The 21,077-nt window shown below is 29.6% G+C and carries 18 protein-coding genes; 15 read left to right on the top strand and 3 right to left on the bottom strand.

From position 1 onward, the window contains the following. Positions 1-103 precede the first annotated feature (103 nt). Complete coding sequence (locus MR593_RS11835) at positions 104-2,677, top strand: leucine-rich repeat protein (protein ID WP_290693139.1); 2,574 nt, start codon at positions 104-106, stop codon at positions 2,675-2,677. A gap of 106 nt (positions 2,678-2,783) precedes the next feature. Here MR593_RS11835 and MR593_RS11830 read toward each other — a convergent pair whose 3' ends face one another. Continuing rightward, the gene (locus MR593_RS11830; RefSeq protein ID WP_290693136.1) at positions 2,784-3,983 is read right to left on the bottom strand and encodes an aminotransferase-like domain-containing protein; all 1,200 of its coding nucleotides are present in this window, start codon (positions 3,981-3,983) and stop codon (positions 2,784-2,786) included. 640 nt (positions 3,984-4,623) lie between these two features. Between MR593_RS11830 and MR593_RS11825 the strand changes: the two genes are divergently transcribed. The 14 genes from MR593_RS11825 to MR593_RS11760 all read left to right on the top strand — a co-directional run bounded on the left by MR593_RS11825 (position 4,624) and on the right by MR593_RS11760 (position 19,029). After that, positions 4,624-5,301 carry an ATP-binding protein gene (locus MR593_RS11825; RefSeq protein WP_290693134.1) on the top strand — a complete coding sequence of 226 codons (678 nt, stop codon included), beginning with the start codon at positions 4,624-4,626 and terminating at the stop codon, positions 5,299-5,301. Between the two features lie 46 nt (positions 5,302-5,347). After that, complete coding sequence (locus MR593_RS11820) at positions 5,348-5,563, top strand: 4Fe-4S dicluster domain-containing protein (RefSeq protein WP_290693132.1); 216 nt, start codon at positions 5,348-5,350, stop codon at positions 5,561-5,563. A 30-nt stretch (positions 5,564-5,593) separates the two neighbouring features. Continuing rightward, positions 5,594-6,670, top strand: a complete 1,077-nt coding sequence (locus MR593_RS11815) for a 3-methyl-2-oxobutanoate dehydrogenase subunit VorB (protein ID WP_290693129.1) — start codon at positions 5,594-5,596, stop codon at positions 6,668-6,670. Continuing rightward, positions 6,670-7,428: a thiamine pyrophosphate-dependent enzyme gene (locus tag MR593_RS11810; RefSeq protein ID WP_290693127.1), complete on the top strand. Its 759-nt coding sequence runs from the start codon at positions 6,670-6,672 to the stop codon at positions 7,426-7,428. The genes MR593_RS11815 and MR593_RS11810 overlap by 1 nt, the downstream gene beginning before the upstream one ends. 1 nt (position 7,429) lies before the next feature. Beyond that, complete coding sequence (locus tag MR593_RS11805; RefSeq protein ID WP_290693125.1) at positions 7,430-7,969, top strand: 2-oxoacid:acceptor oxidoreductase family protein; 540 nt, start codon at positions 7,430-7,432, stop codon at positions 7,967-7,969. Between the two features lie 263 nt (positions 7,970-8,232). Then, the gene (locus MR593_RS11800) at positions 8,233-9,165 is read left to right on the top strand and encodes a LysR family transcriptional regulator (protein ID WP_290693123.1); all 933 of its coding nucleotides are present in this window, start codon (positions 8,233-8,235) and stop codon (positions 9,163-9,165) included. A 334-nt stretch (positions 9,166-9,499) separates the two neighbouring features. Continuing rightward, positions 9,500-10,402 (top strand): phosphate butyryltransferase, encoded by a 903-nt coding sequence (gene ptb, locus MR593_RS11795; RefSeq protein WP_290693122.1) that lies wholly within the window; start codon positions 9,500-9,502, stop codon positions 10,400-10,402. 68 nt (positions 10,403-10,470) lie between these two features. Next, positions 10,471-11,544, top strand: coding sequence for a butyrate kinase (gene buk, locus MR593_RS11790; protein ID WP_290693120.1), 1,074 nt, complete (start codon positions 10,471-10,473; stop codon positions 11,542-11,544). A 300-nt stretch (positions 11,545-11,844) separates the two neighbouring features. Next, the gene (locus MR593_RS11785) at positions 11,845-13,272 is read left to right on the top strand and encodes an ankyrin repeat domain-containing protein (RefSeq protein WP_290693118.1); all 1,428 of its coding nucleotides are present in this window, start codon (positions 11,845-11,847) and stop codon (positions 13,270-13,272) included. Between the two features lie 165 nt (positions 13,273-13,437). Next, positions 13,438-14,202 carry a helix-turn-helix domain-containing protein gene (locus MR593_RS11780; protein WP_290693116.1) on the top strand — a complete coding sequence of 255 codons (765 nt, stop codon included), beginning with the start codon at positions 13,438-13,440 and terminating at the stop codon, positions 14,200-14,202. 37 nt (positions 14,203-14,239) lie between these two features. Then, positions 14,240-15,607 carry an MATE family efflux transporter gene (locus MR593_RS11775; RefSeq protein WP_290693114.1) on the top strand — a complete coding sequence of 456 codons (1,368 nt, stop codon included), beginning with the start codon at positions 14,240-14,242 and terminating at the stop codon, positions 15,605-15,607. Positions 15,608-15,793: 186 nt separating this feature from the next. Continuing rightward, positions 15,794-17,791, top strand: a complete 1,998-nt coding sequence (locus MR593_RS11770; protein ID WP_290693112.1) for an NAD(+) synthase — start codon at positions 15,794-15,796, stop codon at positions 17,789-17,791. A 240-nt stretch (positions 17,792-18,031) separates the two neighbouring features. Next, on the top strand, positions 18,032-18,442 hold the full coding sequence (locus tag MR593_RS11765; RefSeq protein WP_290693110.1) for a hypothetical protein: 411 nt from the start codon (positions 18,032-18,034) through the stop codon (positions 18,440-18,442). A 104-nt stretch (positions 18,443-18,546) separates the two neighbouring features. Continuing rightward, entirely contained in the window at positions 18,547-19,029 is a 483-nt protein-coding gene (locus MR593_RS11760) for a hypothetical protein (RefSeq protein ID WP_290693108.1), read from the top strand. 222 nt (positions 19,030-19,251) lie between these two features. Here the strand turns inward: MR593_RS11760 and MR593_RS11755 are convergent, their stop codons facing one another. Further along, positions 19,252-19,941, bottom strand: a complete 690-nt coding sequence (locus MR593_RS11755; protein WP_290693106.1) for a hypothetical protein — start codon at positions 19,939-19,941, stop codon at positions 19,252-19,254. 849 nt (positions 19,942-20,790) lie between these two features. Then, positions 20,791-21,077, bottom strand: a 287-nt coding sequence (locus MR593_RS11750) for a hypothetical protein (RefSeq protein ID WP_290693104.1), incomplete at its 5' end; no start/stop codon positions are given.

Raw genomic sequence — 21,077 nt, 5'->3', positions numbered from 1 at the left:
TAGAGTAGTTATATAATTCCTCAAAAGTTTACAGAATATTATATAATTTAACTATATACACTTTTTTAAAGCATTAGTATAAATTATGGATAGGGGGAGTAGAATGAAAAATATAACTAAAAAAATATTAATAACTTTATTATCATTTACTTTGGTGATTTGCAATTTTGGATGTATAAATTGTTCATTTGCAACTGAAACTAAAGTAACTGAAGAAGGGATAGAATATTATATTAATGGAAGTACTGCAATTGTAGCTGGTTATAACGGAGAAAACCAAAATTTAGTATTACCAGATACTATTGAGGGATATAGAATTTACATAGAATCTAGTGCTTTTGAAGATAATACCACTTTAAAAAGTATAGTACTACCAGATTATATAAAGTATATTCAAATGTTGACATTTGCAAATTGTGTAAACTTAGAGAGTATAACTATGCCGCAGTCTCTAACTTTTATAGGACCATATGCGTTTGAAGGATGTACTAATTTAAAAAGTGTAGATATACCAGAGAGTGTTACTAAAATTGACGGATATGCGTTTGGTGGATGTACTAGTTTAGAAAGTGTAGTACTGCCGGATAAATTGGAAACTTTGGATTATTCCGTGTTTCAATATTGTACTAGCTTAAAAATGATAAAGCTACCAGAAAATTTAACTGAGATAAAACATAATATGTTTGAAGGATGTAGTAGCTTAAAAAGTATAACAATTCCAGATAGCGTAAAAACTATGGGATCAAGTATATTTAAAAAATGTACTAATTTAGAGAGTATCGTAATTCCAGAAGGAGTGCAAACTATAGATTATTCAACATTTGAAGGATGTACTAATTTGAAGGAGGTAACACTTCCAGATAGTTTAAAAAATATAAATAGCAATGCATTTGATGGATGTATTAATTTAGAAAATTTAAAACTTCCAAATGGCTTGATTAGTATAGGATTACATACTTTTAGAAATTGTAAAAATTTAAATAACTTAGAAATACCAAATAGCGTTACTACTATAGGAGGATTTGCATTTTGTTACTGTGAAAAATTTGATACATTTGTGATGCCAGATAGTGTAGTGAATCTAGGTGACGGTGCATTTTCTGAATGTATCAATTTAAAAAACATAACTTTATCAAAGAATATAACAAAAATCGGTTATGACACATTTGAAGGATGTAGTAGCTTAGAAAGTATAAAAATACCAAAAGGCGTTACAAATATAAGATTTGATGCATTTAAAGGTTGTAGTAAGCTATCTAATGTAATACTTCCAGAGGGATTAACTAGTATAGAAAGCAATATATTTACAAATTGTGTTAGTCTAAAAAATATTGATTTACCTGATTCTATTGAGAATATAGGTTCAGGTGCATTCTTAAATACTGCTTTAGAAAGTATAACTATACCTAAAAATGTTACTAAATTATCTCACTATTTATTTTCTGGCTGTAAAGATTTAAAAAAAATAGTAATTCCTTCGAGTGTTACTAGCGTAGAAATGAATACATTTGAAAATATCGATAATTTTACAATATATGGCTACAGAGGTTCATATATCAGCTCTTATGCAAGACAAAATAATATTGCATTTAAGCCTATAGATAGTATAGATTCAGATATTTTTAAAATTGTATACGAAAAAGAGTTCCAATACACAGGGTCTAAAATAGAACCAATAGTTGAAATTTTTTACGATGACATAGAACTAACAGAAGGTGTTGATTACAAAATTAGTTATAGTAATAATATTGATCAAGGAACAGGAATTATAACTATAACAGGAATTAGTCCAATAACTGGTTCTGTAAATAAGGAATTTTCAATAATAAAAATAGACAATAAAGTAAATAATTTAAGAGCTACTACCACTACATCATCAGTTTCGTTAAATTGGGATAAAGCAAGTGGTTGTCAAGGATATGAAGTATATAGATATAATACATCTACAAAATCATATAAATTAATACAATTTATAAAAGGCTCAGATCAAACTAGCTATACAGATGAATCTAGAAATTCTGGAACTATATATAAATATAAAGTAAGAGCGTGGAGAGACCAGGAAGAAGATACTTATTATACAAATTTCTCAAATACAGTTAAAGCAGTAACTTTGCCAAATACACCAACACTTTCGTTGACTAATAATACTACAAGTTCTATAAGTTTACAATGGGATAAAATTTCTAGAGCAAGTGGATATGAAGTGTATAGATATAATACATCTACAAAATCATATAGTTTAATAAAGACTATATCTGATGGAAGTACGACAACATATACAAATACAAATAGGACTTCAGCGACTACATATAAATATAAGATAAGAGCTTATAGAATGGTAGATGGAGTAAAGATATACTCTGATTATTCAGATGTATTATCAGTTACTACAAAGCCGTTAACACCAGTAGTGACAGTTAAATCAACTTTAAAAGGACAAGCAAAACTTACTTGGACTAATTGTAGCTCTAGATCTACAGGATATGAAGTATATATGTCAAAATCTAAATCAGGAACATATAGCTTGATAGGTACTACATCAAATAAATATTTTGATAAGGGCAGTTTGATAAGTGGAAAATATTATTATTTTAAAGTAAGAGCTTATAGAACTGTTAGTGGAAAAAATATTTATAGTTCGTATAGTACAGTAAAATCAGTAAAAGTTAAATAAAAATCTTGAACTTGAAATGGGGTTGATACACTTTCGTGTACCAACCCCAAATAAATTAAATGAAAAGTGAGTATATAAAATATAAAATAAATTATATTTAACAAATTTATTTAGCTAGTTCAGCTAGCTCTTCTCTAAGAACTTGACCCATTCTCTTAATACCTTCAACTATCTTATCTTCAGGCATGTTAGAATAGTTTAATCTACAAGTGTTGTAAACTCCGCCATTTGGATAGAAAGATTCACCTGGAACATAAGCAACATCTTTAGCTAAGCATTTTTTAGCCATTTCGCCAGCGTTGATTCCTTCTGGTAATGTAACCCAAGTAAATAATCCACCTTGAGGATGAGTAAATTCTACACAATCAGGGAATTCTTCTTCCATAGTTTTCATCATAACATCTCTACGTTTTTTATAGCAAGCTTTTATCTTTTCAACATGAGCGTCTAAATCATACATTTCTATGAATTTATTAACTTCCATTTGAGATATAGTAGAAGCTTGAAGGTCAGCACCTTGTTTACAAATGTTGAATTTGTTTAATATTTCAGGAGCTGCACAAGTCCATCCTAATCTATATCCAGGACAGAATATTTTAGAGAATGTTCCTAAGAATATAACTAAACCTTTAGTATCTAAAGATTTTAATGATGGTAAGTATTCTCCGTCGAATCTTAATTCTCCATATGGATTATCTTCTATAACAGGTATTTCATATTTATTTATGATTTCCATGAATTTTAATCTTCTATCCATTGGCCAAGTTCTTCCTGATGGATTTTGGAAATCAGGGATAACGTAAATCATTTTAACTCTATCAGTAGTAGCTAATACTTTTTCTAATTCTTCCATAATCATACCATCGTTGTCAGTAGGTATTTCTATGAATTTTGGTTGATAAGCTTTCATTGCATTTAAAGCACCCATATATGAAGGACTTTCACATAATATAACGTCACCTTCATCTATAAATACTTTACCAGCAAAATCTAAACCTTGTTGAGATCCACTAGTTATTAATATATCGTCAGCTTTAACGTTAGTTTTTAATTTAGTATTCATTCTATCAGCGATTTTTTCTCTAAGTGGAGCATATCCTTCTGTAGTTGTATATTGAAGAGCGACTTGTCCTTGTTCTTCTAGTACAGCAACTGAGACCTTCTTCATTTCTTCAACTGGGAATAATTCTGGAGCAGGCATTCCTCCAGCGAAAGATATAACTTCCGGTCTTTGAGTAAGTTTTAAAAGTTCACGTATTGCAGAACCTTCTAAGTTATCTAATCTCTTTGCAAATTTTATTGCCATAAAAGCACCCCCTATAAATTTTAAACATTTTGTAATTAGATTATAAATTTCCTTATTCTTTAAATAATAATTTTCTAAATAAAAGAAAAATAATACATTGTTTACAATAATTATACATAGAAAAAGTAAGAATTAGCCAATAAGTAATATTTATATAAAGGAATAAAAATTACTTATGATTTAAGAAAAATTTATTTATTAAAATTTAAAAAATGAGCGATTTCAAGGCTTTTAGGTATATAGGAAATAAAAAATAATCAAAAGAATAAAAAAAACGTTTATTTGATAGAATATAACGTTGAATAGCCATAACTTTATTTTTATTAAATTTTTTTGCTTTTTTTAGATGATTCACTTTATAAAAAAATGCGTTTTTAGGAAAACGTTTTTTATTTGAAGTGTAATAAAAAATATTTATACCCAAGGATAAATTTTACATATTAGCGTTTTCCTATTGAGTGTATGTATAATTTAAGTATAAGAATTGTTCAAGTTTTAATTTTAATTTAGCTTATAAAAAATTAGAACATATAATCAAATTTAAAAATAAGATAAATTATTTATTTGAAATTTATGGCAATTTAAACCATAGAGTAAAGAAGCTAATTTTTATTAGTATCTAAAAGATAGGTGATTAAAAATGATAAAAGATGATAAAAGGGTAAGGCTATTTATTGGACATTATGGAAGTGGAAAAAGCGAGGTTTCAATAAATTACGTTACTAAGTTAAGAAAAGAAGTAGATGGAGAAGTAGCATTTGCAGATTTAGATATAGTAAACGTATATTTTAGAACTAGAGAAAAAAAAGATGAGCTTAGATCTATGGGCATAAATCCAATCGATAGTTCCATTGAAACAGACACATTGGATTTACCAGCTGTATCAGCACAAATAATGACACCTTTACATAATAAAGATACAAATTACGTATTAGATGTTGGTGGAGATAATGTCGGTACAAGAGTCGTTGGAAGATTCGCAGAACATTTTGTAGAGGGTGAATACGATATGTTTTGTGTGGTAAATGCAAATAGGGAACAAACTCAAACTGCAGAAGATGTGATAAAATTTATCAAATCTATGGAGGCTAGTTCAAAATTAAAGGTAACAGGATTAATTAATAATACTCATTTTATAAGACAAACTACTGTAGAAGATGTTTTGAAGGGACAAAAATTAGTTAAAGAGGTTTCTGAATTAACTAATATTCCTATAAAATATGTTTCTTGTTTAAAAGAATTAGTAGATTTATTACCGAGTGATTTAGAAGGGGATATACTACCAATAGATTTATACATGAGAGAAATTTGGATGTAGTATGAGTTTTTAATAGAAAAAACACAATGTTAAGGGGGGCTTTGAAATGGCTAAAGGTAAAGTAACTTTCGATGTAGAACGTTGTAAGAGTTGTGGATTATGTGTTGCGGCATGTCCAAAGGAAATATTAGCAATAGATACAGAGTTTATTAACCAAAAAGGATATAATCCAGCAAAAGTAGTTGATCCAGAAAAATGTGTTGGTTGTGCAAGCTGTGCACTTATGTGTCCTGACGTAGTTATAACTGTAGAGAGAGATTAATTTTATTTCAAAATTAGGGGGGAATTAATAATGGCTAAAATACTTATGAAAGGTAATGAAGCATTTGGTAGAGCAGCAATAGAAGCTGGATGCCATTACTTCTTTGGATATCCTATAACTCCACAAAGTGAGTTACCAGAATACTTATCAAGAGAACTTCCAAAAGTTGGAGGAGCTTTTGTACAAGCAGAATCAGAACTAGCAGCTATAAACATGGTTTATGGTGCAGGGGGATCAGGTGTTAGAGTTATGACATCTTCATCATCTCCAGGGGTTGCATTAAAACAAGAAGGAATTACTTATGCAGCAGGTGCAGAAGTACCTTGCGTAGTTTTAAATATAATGAGAGGTGGTCCAGGACTTGGAACTATACAACCTTCTCAATCAGACTATTATATGAGTACTAAAGGTGGAGGAAATGGTGACTACAGAACTCCAGTATTTGCTCCATCATCAGTTCAAGAAGCAGTGGATATGATTATAGAAGCCTTCGATGTAGCTGATTTATATAGAACTCCAGTTATGGTAGTTGCAGATGGTATGATCGGTCAAATGATGGAACCAGTTGATTTCGATAAAGAACGTAAACATAGAGAATTACCAGAAAAAGATTGGGCTGCTTGTGGACATGATAACAAGAGAAAACCTAATATTATAAATTCTCTATATCTACAATCAGAAGAATTAGAACAACACAACTTAAAATTAGAAAAGAAATATAAAACTATAGAAGAAAATGAAGTTCAATATGAAATGTACAAAACTGAAGATGCTGAATTAGTATTTGTAGCATATGGAACAGTTTCAAGAATAGTTAAAACAGCAATAGAAGGATTAAGAAAAGAAGGATATAAAGTTGGTTTAATTAGACCTAAAACTTTATGGCCATTCCCAAATAAAGCATTTAAAGAAATACCAAATGCTAAAAACTTATTAGTAGTAGAAATGAGTTTAGGTCAAATGATAGACGACGTTAAATTAGCATGTGAATGTAAATTACCAGTTCACTTCTATGGAAGAAGTGGTGGTATGATACCTACTCCAGCTGCAATAGCTGAAAAGGCTAAAGAAATATTAGGAGAAGTTGCTTTAGGAGGTGTAAAATAATGGCTGTAGTATTTGAAAAAACAAAAGGTTTAACTGATGCTGTAACTCACTACTGTCCAGGATGTACTCATGGTATAATCCATAGATTAGTAGCAGAAGTTTTAGAAGAAATGGGTATATTAGGGGAAACTATAGGGGTAGTTCCTGTAGGATGTTCCGTTTTAGCATATAATTATTTTAACGTAGATACACAAGAAGCTGCTCATGGTAGAGCTCCAGCTGTAGCTACAGGTATAAAGAGAACTCACCCAGATAAAACTGTATTTACTTATCAAGGTGATGGTGACTTATCTTCAATCGGTATGTGTGAAATCGTTCATGCAGCTGCTAGAGGAGAAAAAATAACTACTATATTCGTTAACAACGGTATATATGGTATGACTGGTGGACAAATGGCACCAACTACATTAATAGGTCAAAGAGCTACAACAGCTCAAGACGGTAGAGATCCAGAAAGAAATGGATTCCCTATAAGAGTTAGTGAAATGCTTGCAACTTTAACAGGTGCAGTATTTGTAGAAAGAGTAACAGTAGATACTCCTGCTAATGTAAGAAAAGCTAAAAAAGCTATAAGAAAAGCTTTTGAAGTTCAAAGAGCAGGTTTAGGATTTGGTATAGTTGAAGTTTTATCTACTTGTCCAACTAACTGGGGTCTAGCACCAACTGATGCTTTACAATGGTTAAGAGACAACATGATGAAATACTATGAACCAGGTAATAAAAAAGATATAGACATAGAATCTAAGGAGGTGAAATAATATGGCAACAGCTAGAGTAATTTGTGCAGGATTTGGTGGTCAAGGTGTAATGTCTATGGGACAATTGTTAACATATGCAGGTATGCTAGAAGGAAAAGAGGTAGCATGGTTACCTTCTTATGGACCAGAAATGCGTGGAGGTACTGCAAACTGTGCAGTAACTGTATCTGATGATCCAGTTGGTTCACCAGTTATAACAGATGACGCAACTTGTGCTGTAATAATGAATTTACCTTCTATGAAATTCGTTGATGACGTAGTGCCAGGAGGACATGTTTTAGTAAACAGTTCATTAATAGACACAAAAATAGATAGAGATGATATAAAAGTTACTTACATACCAGCTAACGATTTAGCAGGTGAAATGGGTATGCCTAAGGTTGCTAATATGATAATGCTAGGTGCTTGCTTAAAAGTAACTAATGCAGTTGATATAGAATCAGTATTACAAGCTTTCTTAAAAGTATTTGGAGAAAGAAAAGCTAAATTTATACCAATAAATAGAGAAGCCTTACAAAAAGGCATGGATGCAGTTAGTTAAAAAAATTTCATATATTTAGACCAAAAAATTAATAAAAGGCCCAAAAGGGAGGCTTAATAGTTTCAAACTATTAAGCTTTTCTTTTGTTACCTGAATATAAAAAAATATTATATAATATTAATATAATATATATAATAAATTTAATACGCATAGAGAAAATACATTTATAAAGGGGCCTATGGGAAGGATTTTTACTTATTAAAATACAATATAATAAAACAAGTATAATAAAATAAGTATAATTAAATGAAATAGGTGATTATATGAAACTAGAACAAATAAGTTATATTTTGGAAATTGCTAAACAAGGTTCAATAGGAAAAGCAGCTAAGAAGCTGTATATGAGCCAACCTAATTTAAGTATGTCTATAAGAATGTTAGAAGAAGAATTAGGATTTAAAATTTTTGAGAGAAGTAATTCAGGAGTGGAATTAACCGCTAAGGGAATGGAATTACTTCAATATGGTGAAGAAATTGAACGAAATATGGATCTAATTAGAAATATGAACACTATAGCAAAGGACGAAAAAGTTAATTTTAGAATTTCTTCATATTACATATCCTTTATAAAGCATATTATTTTGGAGCTAAGTAAGAGACATCAAGAGGAAATGTTAAACCTAATAATCAATCAAGATACATTCTCTAATGTAATTAGAGATGTTGAGACAGGTCTTTCTGATATTGGAATAATAAAAATAACAAGACCAGTTAGCTTTACAAATAGAAGAACTCTTATGTCGAAAAATTTAGAGTTTGTAAAAGTTACAGATGGACATGTTTATGTACAAGTGAGACAAGGACATCCTCTTTGTAGTGAAGAAGGAAAGGTTGAAATCGACGATTTAAAAAAATATGTATTATTAACTAATGAATATGTGGATAGAAGTTATATATCTATGTGGATTGGAAATGAATTAGATTATGATAATTTTAATAATTTTATAACTGTTCAAGATCATGATATGTTGTATTATTTTTTACATGAAATGGATGGTGTATTTTTCTCTTTAAGAGGTGGACCTATGAAGGAAAAAACTTATCTAGATGATGGTACAGTTTTAATTCCTTTGGCTAAAAATATTACTTTAGATTGCGGATACATAAAGAGAAAAGATGAGGCATTATCTCCTATAGCAGAAGAATTTGTCAATCTTTATAAGGAGTTTGCAGAAAAGAATGATTTAAGAGATTAAAATTAAATGATATATTTAGAGCTAGTGGGATTTTTTATCCTGCTAGTTCTATTTTTTTGTATAAAAAACTAATAAAATATAATTTTTTATATAGTAAAAAAACCGATTTAAATGTTAAAAATGATTTAAATCGGTTATAAAAAATATTTATAGCTGAGGATAAAAAATACATATTATCTGTTGGTATTAAAAGGAATATATAATTAAATTAAGGATAATAAGTTTTAACTTGTAACAATTCTATAGAAGCAAATAATTGAGAAATTAGATTTTAGAATTATATAATAATTAGACATAAATTAACATGAGTATAAAGGGAAGAAGGGGTGGCTTTATGAAAATAGAAGATGTTATAAAATTAGCTAAACAAAGAGGACCAAAAACAGTATCTGTTGCATGCTGTCAAGATAAAGAGGTTTTAATGGCAGTTGAAAATGCAAGAAAAGAAGGAATAATAAATGGAATTTTAGTAGGGGATATAGATAAAACAAGAAGTATTGCTTCTAAGTTAAATATAAATCTAGATAATTATGAATTAATAGATATAAAGGATCTTAGTGAGGCTTCTTTAAAAGCAGTAGAGCTTGTTTCTAGCGGAAAAGCTGATATAGTAATGAAAGGCCTAGTAGATACATCAATTGTATTAAAAGCTGTTTTAAATAAAGAGATAGGTCTTAGAACAGGAAATGTATTAAGTCATGTTGGTGTTTTCTGTGTTGAAGGATATGATAGATTATTTTTCGTAACAGATGCTGCTATGAATATAGACCCTGATTTAAATACTAAGAAACAAATAATTGAAAATGCTGTAAAAGTAGCGAGAGCATTAGATATAGACGAACCAAAGGTAGCTTTGCTTTGTGCTAAGGAAAAGGTTAACCCTAAGATGCCTGATACAGTAGATGCTAAGGAATTAGAAGAAATGTACAAAAAAGGTGAAATTAAAAATTGCATAGTTGGTGGACCATTTGCATTAGATAATGCTATTAGCGAAGAAGCCGCTAAGCACAAAGGAATAGACCATCCAGTAGCAGGAAAAGCTGATATATTAGTAGTTCCAGATATCGAAGCTGGTAATATATTCTACAAAGCTCTTACATTCTTTGCAAATGCACAAAGCGCTGGATTAGTTTTAGGAGCTAAGGCACCTATAGTATTGACTTCAAGAGCTGACAGCGATGTTACAAAATTAAATTCAATTGCATTAGGAGTATTAGCAGCTTCTAAAAATGATTAATTACAAGGGAAATTTAGAATATAACAATTATATTATTTAAAATTATTTAGAGAATAGGAGAATAAGTTATGGAAAAAATATATAAGATTTTAGCGATTAATCCTGGGTCAACTTCTACTAAGATAGCAGTTTATGAGAATGAAGAAGAAATTTTAGAAAAAACACTTAGACATTCATCAGAAGAAATAGATAAATTTGAAAAGATAGCAGATCAATTTGATTTTAGAAAAAATATAATAGAAGATGTTTTAAAAGAAGCAGGTATAAAATTAAGTGATTTAGATGCAGTAGTAGGTAGAGGAGGACTTCTAAAGCCTATACCAGGTGGAACATATGCAGTAAATGATGCTATGGTTGAAGATTTAAAAATAGGAGTATCAGGACAACATGCATCAAATCTTGGTGGTATAATTGCAAAAGAAATAGGTGATGAAGTAAATATACCATCATTTATAGTAGACCCAACTGTTGTAGATGAAATGGAGGATGTAGCTAGATTATCAGGTGTACCTGAAATGCCAAGAATAAGTATATTCCATGCTTTAAACCAAAAGGCAATAGGAAGAAGAGCTGCTGAAGATATGGGCAAAAAATACGAAGATTGTAATTTTTTAATAGTACATATGGGTGGAGGAATTACAGTTGGAGCTCATAAAAAAGGTAGAGTAATAGACAACACTAATGGTCTTGATGGAGAAGGACCATTCTCTCCAGAAAGAAGTGGAGGACTTCCTGTAGGAGCTTTATTTAAAGCATGCTATGGCGATGAAATGACAAAGGATCAAATAGCTAAGAGAATCAAAGGACAAGGTGGTGTAGTTGCTTACCTTGGAACTAATGACATAAGAGAAGTAGAAGCTATGATAAATGAAGGCGATGAAAAAGCTAAGCTTGTTCATGAAGCTATGATTTATCAAATTTGTAAGGAAATTGGTGCATATGCAACTGTATTAAAAGGAGATGTAGATGCAATAATATTAACTGGTGGTATAGCTTATTCTGCTATGGTCAGAGAAATGATAGAAGATAGAGTTAAATTCATAGCAAAGGTTATAGCTTATCCAGGTGAAGACGAAATGACTGCTTTAGTTGAAGGCGGACTTCGTGTATTAAGAGGAGAAGAAGAAGCTTTAGTTTATTAATATGAAGAATACTACTTGTAAAATAGTAACTACTGATTTTACATTTTAACCAATTTACAATATTTCCAGATTTGCTCAAGAAAATTTCATTTTAGAAATTTTTAAGAATATATACCTATTGAGATGGGAGGCGGCTTTTAGCTGCCTTCTGTTTTTTTTGTAGGATTAAATGATAGTAAACTAATGTTGATATATTTGTAAATAGTAGGTTACATATTGAAAACACTGATTTGTAGATTGTTTAGCTGTGAATTTATATATTTATAATATAAATTAAATTTACAGCGGGGAGTGAGATACATGAAGAAAAAATTAATAGTATTGGGTGTTGTTTTAGTTATATTATCGGCAGGATGTTCAATAAATAAAAATAGTAATTCCTATGAATATTATGAAAATCAAAATTTACTTGTTAACGGAATAGAATCTAATGACTTTGAATTAGTGAAATGTGCTATTGATAATGGAGCAGATTTAAATTCTCTTGGCCATAATACTATAAATACAGAAACAAATCCTTTATTTACAAGTTTATGTAATAGTGATAAAAAGATAGTTTTATTATTGTTGGAGAATGGGGCAGATGTAAATTATAAATCTGGGAGATTATATGATGGAAGTAATTGTTTAATGATAGCTGCCATAAATAAATATGAGGATGTATGCAAATTACTAATTAAAGAGGGAATAGATATTAATGAAAAAGATAATGAAGGTCAAAATGTTATAGATTACGCAATACAAGCAAGAAGTGATAGTTATTTTGAAGAAAAAGAGATTTTAAATTTGGTAAAAATGCTTTATAAAGAAGGGGTTAAAATATCAAATAAAACTAAAGAAAATATTTTGAATGAAAATGAATCGAATCATGAATTAGGTAAAACAAATGTTAAATATGAAATTATAAAATGGTTGATTGATATTGGAGAGATAGAGGAAATAGATTTAGGTGAAAATCAAAAAATATTTTATAATGTATACTTAGAAAATATAAATTATATTAAAAAATTAGATGATTCTAAATTAAAAATAAAAAATTCATCAAAACAAACTTTATTAGATGTTGCTGCTAAATATGGAAAGACAAATATAGTAGAATATTTATTAAATAAAGGTTTTAATCCCAAAAAAGAAACAGTAAATGGATTTTATATAAATTCTATAGTATATGCAGCTACAAGTGGAAATTTACAAACTTTAGAAACTATAACTAAAAACTGTAAATTATCAGATAAAGAATTATATAGAATAATTTGTTCAAGTATATATTTTTCTACAACAGATGAATATACAGATGGAATATCTTATTTAGTAGATTTGATGAGTAATGTAAATGAAGCAGATGGAAATGAAAACGATAATATTTTAAGTGAAGCTTGTTCGCTTGGTTTGTACAATACATCAGAATTATTAATTGATAAAAATGTAGAGTTAAATGGAAATGTATTAGATTCTGCTGTAGGAAGTAGAGATATTTCAATTGTTAAGTTATTAATTGATAATGGAATAGATGTCAATGCAATTGTATATTATCCCGAAGATGCTGCAGAAGGCTTTGAAGAGGAGTCAAGCTTATCGGATGCAGTTTTTAATGGGGATTATGATATAGCTAAACTTTTAATAGAAAACGGTGCTGTTATAGATAAAAAAAGCGATAAAAATATGATAGAATATGTCGATGGTCATATATCTAAAAGAATGGAAAAACTAATAAAGGATAATATGTAAATGTAAAATTAACTACATTAAAAATAGTATATTCATAGAAATCCTCCATATAAGGTTCAAGGAGGATTTTTTCTATGCTATAAAAAATTAAATGTTTATTTTTCGAATTTAAATTATACTAGAAATAGAGGAATATAATTTTAGGACACAAAAAGGAGAAATTTTATGATAATAATTGGTGAACAATTAGTAAAATTGAGGAAGGAAAACAACATGTCTCAAGAAAAACTGGCAGAATTGTTGGGAGTATCGAGACAGACTATATACAAATGGGAAAATAATAAAGTATATCCCGATATGATAAATTTAGTTGCTATAAGTGAAATTTTCGATGTATCGATAGATGAGCTTATAAAAGGAGAACAAAGAAGCAACCAAACAGTAAATCAAGTCGCAAACAAAAAAACTAGCTACGAATATAAAAGCGAAAAATATATAGGAAATCTACCATTGATACATATAAATCTAGGAATAAAAAACTGCAAAGCAAGGGGAATAATAGCTATAGGAAATGTAAGTATAGGACTTATATCTATAGGATTGGTATCAGCTGGACTGTTTTCACTTGGAGCTTTATCATTGGGATTTTTTGCGATAGGATTGTTATCTTTAGCTATTATAGCGAGTGGATTTTGTGGAATAGGAGTTATTTCAGCTAGTGTAATTGCGATAGGTATATATAGCCTAGGAGTTATATCTATAGGATTATTTTCGATAGGAGGACTTGCTTTTTCGAAGTATTTATCTGTGGGATATTACGCTAAAGGCTCTGTGGCAATTGGTGTAGGGGCTAAGGGAGCCACGACTTTAGTTAAGGATACTTTTAATGAGTTATTAAATATATCTAAGACAGATATACATACATTATTTTTAAGTAAATATAGAGATTTTAATGAAGGATTGCTTTGGTGGTTTGATATATTTTTTTAGTAATTATATATTAGAAAATTTATAGGGAGGAATGATAATGGAAAAGGATCAAGCACAATTTATAAAGATGACTGAAACTCCAGTTAACAAGCTTATAATATCATTGGCGATACCTACGATTATAAGTATGTTGGTAACAGCTATATACAATATAGGGGATACTTTTTTTGTATCAAAATTGGGAACTAGAGCATCAGGTGCAGTAGGTATAGTATTTTCACTAATGGCTATAATCCAAGCGATTGGATTTACACTTGGTATGGGATCTGGTAGTTTGATTTCTAGATTATTGGGTGCGAAGGAAAATGATAGAGCAAATGAAGTTGCATCTTCGGGATTCTTTACTGCGATTTTATTTGGATTATTGCTAACAGTATTTGGACTTACAAATATAGATAATTTAATGAGAATATTGGGTTCATCTGAGACAATTTTGCCTTATGCTAGAGATTATGCAAGATATATTTTAATAGCGGCTCCTATTATGTGTGCAGCTTTTGTATTAAACAATATTTTGAGATCAGAGGGAAAGGCAAGATTTGCTATGATAGGTATAGCATTTGGTAGTATTTTGAATATATTTTTAGATCCTATTTTTATATTTGGGTTAAATATGGGGATAACTGGAGCAGCTATTGCGACTTTGATAAGCCAAACAATTAGTTTTTGTATATTATTATCTAGTGTACTTAGAGGAGTTACGGTATCTAGATTAAATATTAAATTTATGTCTAAAAATATATCAACGTATATACTTATAATAAAAACGGGTCTACCTTCTTTAGCAAGACAAGGGTTGGCTAGCTTGTCTACAGTTGTGCTTAATTTATGTGCAGTTGGATATGGTGATGCAGCTATTGCCGCACTTTCTATATTTAACAGGGTATTTATGTTTATATTTTCTACCATAATAGGATTTGGTCAAGGGTTCCAGCCTGTAGTTGGGTATAATTACGGAGCGAAAAAATACGAAAGAGTTAAAGAGGCATGTTTCTTTACTTTTAAAGTTGAGACAGTAATTATGGCTATATGCTCTGTGATAGGATTTATTTTTGCACCAGAGATTATAAAATTGTTTATAAGAGATGATTTAGAGGTTGTAGCTATAGGGACTTTATGCTTAAGGGCACAATGTATAGCAACACCTATAACACCTATTTGTGTAGTATGTAATATGACCTTTCAAATGATAGGAAGATCTTGGACTGCGACTTTGTTGTCTTCAACTAGACAGGGATTATTTTTTATTCCAATTTTATTTATTGGAAATGCTTTGTTTGGACTTAGAGGTATAGAATGTACTCAAGCCCTAGCAGATATAGCATCTAGTATTTTGTGCATACCTTTTGCAATAGGATTTTTAAGAGAGTTAAAAGTAAAAATGAATGAAGAAAAAATAATTTAATGCAGGTTTAAAAAAATATGTTATAAGTTATGTGATTTAAAGAAATTTACATTTAAAATCCCTAAAATAAGATTTTTTTATAAAAATTGCGCATTTGTGATAAAATAAAATATCTCATTAATATATGAAAAAATTGTCTAAATAGGATTTTATGAGATTATAGATTCTATAGATTGGAGATATAAAATGAACAATTTATTAAATCACGGGATTATTGAAGTGGCGACAATTATTCCAAATGAAATAAAGATTGCCGATCCGAAGTTTAATGTAGATGAAATGTTGAGACTTCTAGACGAGGTTTGTGAGGAAAATAAAACAGGAAAGAGACAAACTAGAATTGTAGTATATCCAGAGCTTTGTATAACAGGATATACTTGTCACGATTTATTTAACCAAAGCAGATTGATACAAAGGGCTTATGAAGAGCTTTTGAGATTTGCAAGGCTTTCGAATAAAGAGTGTAGTCCGTTGATATTTGTAGGGGTACCGCTTAGAAAGGACAATCAGTTATTTAACTGTGCAGTTGCGATAAATAAAGGGGAAATACTAGGAGTAGTTCCTAAGACATTTATCCCAAATTATTCAGAATTCTATGAAGCGAGACATTTTTCAAGCGCTGTAAATAGAATAGACAATCAAATTGTATTAGATGGAAAAATAGTGCCATTCAATACTAATTTATTAATAGAGGACAATACGACAGGAGCTATAGTTTCTGCTGAGGTATGTGAAGACGTCTGGGTGCCAATTCCGCCTTCAAAATACCATTGCTTGCACGGAGCTAACATAATTGTAAACTTATCTGCAAGTAATGAAACTATAGGCAAAACTAAATATAGAGAAGATTTAATAAAAATGCACTCAGCTACATCAAATTGTGGATATATATATGCGTCATCTTCAAGAGCTGAAAGTACGACTGATACTGTTTTTTCGGGTCACAGTTTAATAGTTGATAATGGATATATAGTATCTGAGAGCAAGTTTTTAGAGGATATAGAAATTACTTATGGAGAAATAGATATAGAGAGATGCTTAAACGATAGAACAAAAACTAAATCATATATGACTGTTGTAGACAGACAGGAATACGAACATATTTATATAGAAACATTCGAGCCTGTGACAGATAAATTTATTTCACATAGAGAAATATCAATACTTCCATTTGTGCCAGATAATATAGATGAGCGTTCTAGTGAAATATTAAAATTACAGGCAGCAGGGCTTGCAGGCAGATTGAAAAAAATAAACTGTAAGAATGTCGTAATAGGTATTTCTGGAGGATTAGACAGCACCTTAGCGCTAGTTGTAGCGGCAGAGGCATTTGATATAAATGGATTTGATAAAAAGGGAATTCACGCCATTACAATGCCTTGCTATGGAACTACAGATAGAACCTTAAACAACGCCAAGAACCTTATGAAGCTATTAAACGTAACTTCATATGAAATAAATATAAAAGACGCCTGTGAACAGCATTATAAGGATATAGGACACGATAAATCTAAGCTAGATGTAACGTTTGAAAATGTACAAGCTAGAGAGAGAACTCAAGTACTAATGGATGTATCAAATAAAATAGGTGGCTTAGTAGTAGGAACAGGTGATTTATCTGAGCTAGCTCTAGGATGGTGTACATACAATGGGGACCAAATGAGCATGTACGGCGTAAACGCATCTATACCGAAAACTCTAGTAAGAGGAATATTAGAGTCATATGCAAAATGCCACGATGATTTGAGAGAAACTCTATTAGATATTTGCGATACACCGGTGAGTCCAGAGCTACTACCTCCAAATGAGGATGGAACTATAAAACAAAAGACAGAGGAAAAAATAGGTTCATATGTAATTCACGATTTTACGCTTTACTATATGCTAAGACACGGATTTGGACCTAAAAAAATATTTGATTTATACGTAAATGCAAAAATCATGCAGGATAAAAAAGCAGGAATAGAAAATCCAGTAGTAGATAAAAAAGCATTGCTTAAAAATATGGAAATATTTTATAATAGATTTTGGACTCAACAATTTAAACGCTCTTGTATGCCAGATGGTATAAAGGTGGGTAGTGTTTCTCTATCACCAAGAGGGGATTGGCGCATGGCTTCTGATGCATGTCAAAATATATGGCTAGAGGAATTAAATGAGTTAAAAGAAATCTATTATAACTAATTTGAAAAAAATATGAAAAAATTTCAAAATAGGTCTGTAAATTATATGATAAGATGATACAATATTATAAAGAGGTTAGCATTATGTGAGGTTGTTATGAAAGCTTTAGTAAGGAAGATAATTAAAATATTAAAGAAACAACTTTTGTGCACCTAAATAACCTACATATACATAAATTTATATGTTTTAGGGAATATATAATAAATAATAATATGGTAACGAGAAAGGGGTAGGATATATATGTTATATACACCAAAATACATTTTAGCAGCAGAGTTAGACAAAAAGGTATGCCAATGTTCTGAATGCAAAAAATTTAGAGTTTTATATAATCACAGCGAAATGACTGAAAGCAAAGACGAAGATATTTGTGATTCTACAAGTGATATAATTGGAGTTTGCTCAAAATGCGGTAGAATGTATAGATTCGATATGAAGTACACAAAAAACGGAATAGATCAAAAACGTACAGTTTCAAAAATAAGAGAAATATCTGAAACTAATAGCCAAGTAAGAGAACACATCAAACGCAACTATGGTTCTTATGAAGCATTATTTACTATAAGATCTGAAGATTTTGTTACAAAAATAGTTGATGAAAAAGAAGTAAAAGAAGGAAAATATACAGAATACGTTTATATGGAAAAATAATTTTGATTTTGTATATGTAGATTTAGAATAAAATATAATAATTAAAATAAAGGCTTTAAAGCCTTTATTTTTTGATTTAATTATTGGGAAAGGGAGAAAATCTTATGGTTACAGTAAATAAATATTTATATAAAAAAGATTTTGGTCGAGGAATATGTCCTTGTTCAGATAAGCAAGAATATAAAGTATTATTTAGAGAAGTTAGTGAAACAGAGCTAAAGACAGATGAATTAGATTTAGATGCTGTTGCAAAGGCATCTATATATAAAATGGAAAAGCTAGTAGTTATGTGTACTGAGTGTAAGAAAATATATTTCGTAGCTATGTCTTCTGAAATAAGCTTCAAAGAACAATATGTTACATTGGAAAGCGTTGAACTATTTGATGATACACCACTTGAAGCTAGAAACTTAATAAATAAAATATACTCAGAATACAAGGATGTATTAGTAAATATAGCTACAGATGATTATGTTATAAAAGTGCTAGCACAATCTGAAGATGATGAAAAAATCGAATCTAGATATGTTTACTTAAATAGAGAAGATAGTATATTATATGCTGATTTACAAAGTGAAGAAATATAATTAACAAAAAAGAGATCTAAAAAATAATTTTTGGGGCGTGTAAGATAAAGTGTGTAAGTAGAAAATAAAATTTTCTCTTATGCACTTTTTCTATTTAAAAGTATATTTAGTATTAAGTGATAAAGCCAGATAGAAAAAACATATATCTGACTCTAAATAAAAAAAGGAAGTGAATACAAAATAGATTTTACCCTATTTTGCAACACCACCATTTATTTTAGTCTAATAAGAAACAGATTCTTTTTCATAGCAGTCTTTACACAACCAGCAGTCTTTTCGTTCTACTAAATTTTTAGTAGATCCACATTCAGCACAATATTTATGTGACATTTTATCTTCATATATAGCCATTCTAGAACCACAACCAGTACAATAAAAACCTTCTCCTTTCATCCACATAGTATCATCTCTATCAGCATTGTGACAACCTCTGCATACACCATGAGTACATAAATTTCTTTCTTTAGATGTAGAAAAATATCTACCACATGTCTTACATTCATAGCTATTTCCAACTTTACCATTATATCCTTTATCAGTTAAATAGCATGTTTGTTTTGCAGCACAAGATTTGCACATCATGGCATCCCCATCTATATAACTATAAGGTATTCCTTTGCCACATAAATCGCATTTGTATTTATATTTTTTAGTTACAACTTTTGATTTATTATTTGATTTGTTAGTGCTTTCTTTTTTAACAGATTCTGTTTTAGTTTCTTTAGTTTTTTCTGTTTTAGTTTCTGTCTTATTATTTAATATGTCTTTTAATTCTTCTTTTTCGCTGTCGGACATTTGACTGATAGCATTTTTTAAATCTTCTTTACTAATAGATGTTTGATTACTATTTGAACATCCGACTAATAAACTTCCTAATACTAATGTTAATAATAATAATTTTATTTTTTTCATTTTTTTTTACCTCCTATTTTATATTTTAATTTATTTTTTCTTTTTCTGGAATTCCAATATTATTATCTGATGAAATAAATGATATTTTATTTCTAATAGATTCAGTCATCACTTAAATTATTTTATATAATGAATTCAAACTGTCTTTAAGTGAATTAATTTTTCCATTTCGAAATAATCAGCTTCTGTCTTTTTTTATTGGTATGACTTAAATGATTTAAGTATTATTATATCAATTATTTCAGATATAAGTCTCAATCATCTTGAAGATGAAGAGCTTTTTTAAACGGCTTTATGAAATTATTAGAGGTAGATATGCCTTATGGTTTCGATCATCCGAAGATGAAGAGCTTTTTTAAATATTTTAATGATAATTTTGATCCAGATACAGTATGGTTGCAATTCCCCTCGGGGAAGGTACCTTATTAAGCATCATCTTCATCGCCTTACCATCATCCAAGCTATGATCATGTTTCAATTCCCCTCAGGGAAGGTACCTTATTAAACCCCTAAATTTTTAGTTCTTGCAATTACTAAGTATCAGACCTCTGTTGCGGAGTACAACTTTTTTGTTACATATAAATTTTATTATATATCTAGAAGTGCCTCAAACCGTTGGTATTACTGATGTGTGCGGCTTGGATTTTTAAATAAAGTAAAAATACAGATGGACTTTATATTTATATTTTATCATAATGAATATTAATATTTCAACAAATTAAAGATTGAATTTGCTTTCTTCAAATTCAATTAAAATATAATTAAATTCAAAATAGGGCATAGGCTAATTTAGCAAGCCTATGCCATTTAAAATTTTATCATAGAAAGTTGTCATCTGTAGAATTTAATTTACATATTCACAGCTTTTTTGTTATTGTTCTTATCTGATTTATAACTTATATCAGTTACAGAAAAATCCTTGCATTTAACATTTTTGCCTTTACAATTTTTAGATTCACTTTCTTTCAAATTCTTAAATGCTCTAGATAGCATAAGTTTTATTCTGTTTATTTGGTTAACTTCACTAGCAGATGGGTCGTAATCTATAGGAATTATATTAGCTTTCGGGTATCTAGCCTTTAATTCCTTGATAGGTCCCTTACCGATTATGTGGTTAGGGAGACAACCAAATGGCT

The organism is Intestinibacter sp. (assembly GCF_022780145.1).
Lineage (GTDB): Bacteria > Bacillota > Clostridia > Peptostreptococcales > Peptostreptococcaceae > Intestinibacter.
Note: the sequence above shows the minus strand (reverse complement) of the source record. Positions and strands in the feature narration are given on the sequence as shown.

Coding starts and splice junctions, on each gene's coding strand:
- MR593_RS11835 (WP_290693139.1), top strand. CDS start 104: ATGAAAAATATAACTAAAAAAATATTAATAACTTTATTATCATTTACT.
- MR593_RS11830 (WP_290693136.1), bottom strand. CDS start 3,983: ATGGCAATAAAATTTGCAAAGAGATTAGATAACTTAGAAGGTTCTGCA.
- MR593_RS11825 (WP_290693134.1), top strand. CDS start 4,624: ATGATAAAAGATGATAAAAGGGTAAGGCTATTTATTGGACATTATGGA.
- MR593_RS11820 (WP_290693132.1), top strand. CDS start 5,348: ATGGCTAAAGGTAAAGTAACTTTCGATGTAGAACGTTGTAAGAGTTGT.
- MR593_RS11815 (WP_290693129.1), top strand. CDS start 5,594: ATGGCTAAAATACTTATGAAAGGTAATGAAGCATTTGGTAGAGCAGCA.
- MR593_RS11810 (WP_290693127.1), top strand. CDS start 6,670: ATGGCTGTAGTATTTGAAAAAACAAAAGGTTTAACTGATGCTGTAACT.
- MR593_RS11805 (WP_290693125.1), top strand. CDS start 7,430: ATGGCAACAGCTAGAGTAATTTGTGCAGGATTTGGTGGTCAAGGTGTA.
- MR593_RS11800 (WP_290693123.1), top strand. CDS start 8,233: ATGAAACTAGAACAAATAAGTTATATTTTGGAAATTGCTAAACAAGGT.
- ptb (WP_290693122.1), top strand. CDS start 9,500: ATGAAAATAGAAGATGTTATAAAATTAGCTAAACAAAGAGGACCAAAA.
- buk (WP_290693120.1), top strand. CDS start 10,471: ATGGAAAAAATATATAAGATTTTAGCGATTAATCCTGGGTCAACTTCT.
- MR593_RS11785 (WP_290693118.1), top strand. CDS start 11,845: ATGAAGAAAAAATTAATAGTATTGGGTGTTGTTTTAGTTATATTATCG.
- MR593_RS11780 (WP_290693116.1), top strand. CDS start 13,438: ATGATAATAATTGGTGAACAATTAGTAAAATTGAGGAAGGAAAACAAC.
- MR593_RS11775 (WP_290693114.1), top strand. CDS start 14,240: ATGGAAAAGGATCAAGCACAATTTATAAAGATGACTGAAACTCCAGTT.
- MR593_RS11770 (WP_290693112.1), top strand. CDS start 15,794: ATGAACAATTTATTAAATCACGGGATTATTGAAGTGGCGACAATTATT.
- MR593_RS11765 (WP_290693110.1), top strand. CDS start 18,032: ATGTTATATACACCAAAATACATTTTAGCAGCAGAGTTAGACAAAAAG.
- MR593_RS11760 (WP_290693108.1), top strand. CDS start 18,547: ATGGTTACAGTAAATAAATATTTATATAAAAAAGATTTTGGTCGAGGA.
- MR593_RS11755 (WP_290693106.1), bottom strand. CDS start 19,941: ATGAAAAAAATAAAATTATTATTATTAACATTAGTATTAGGAAGTTTA.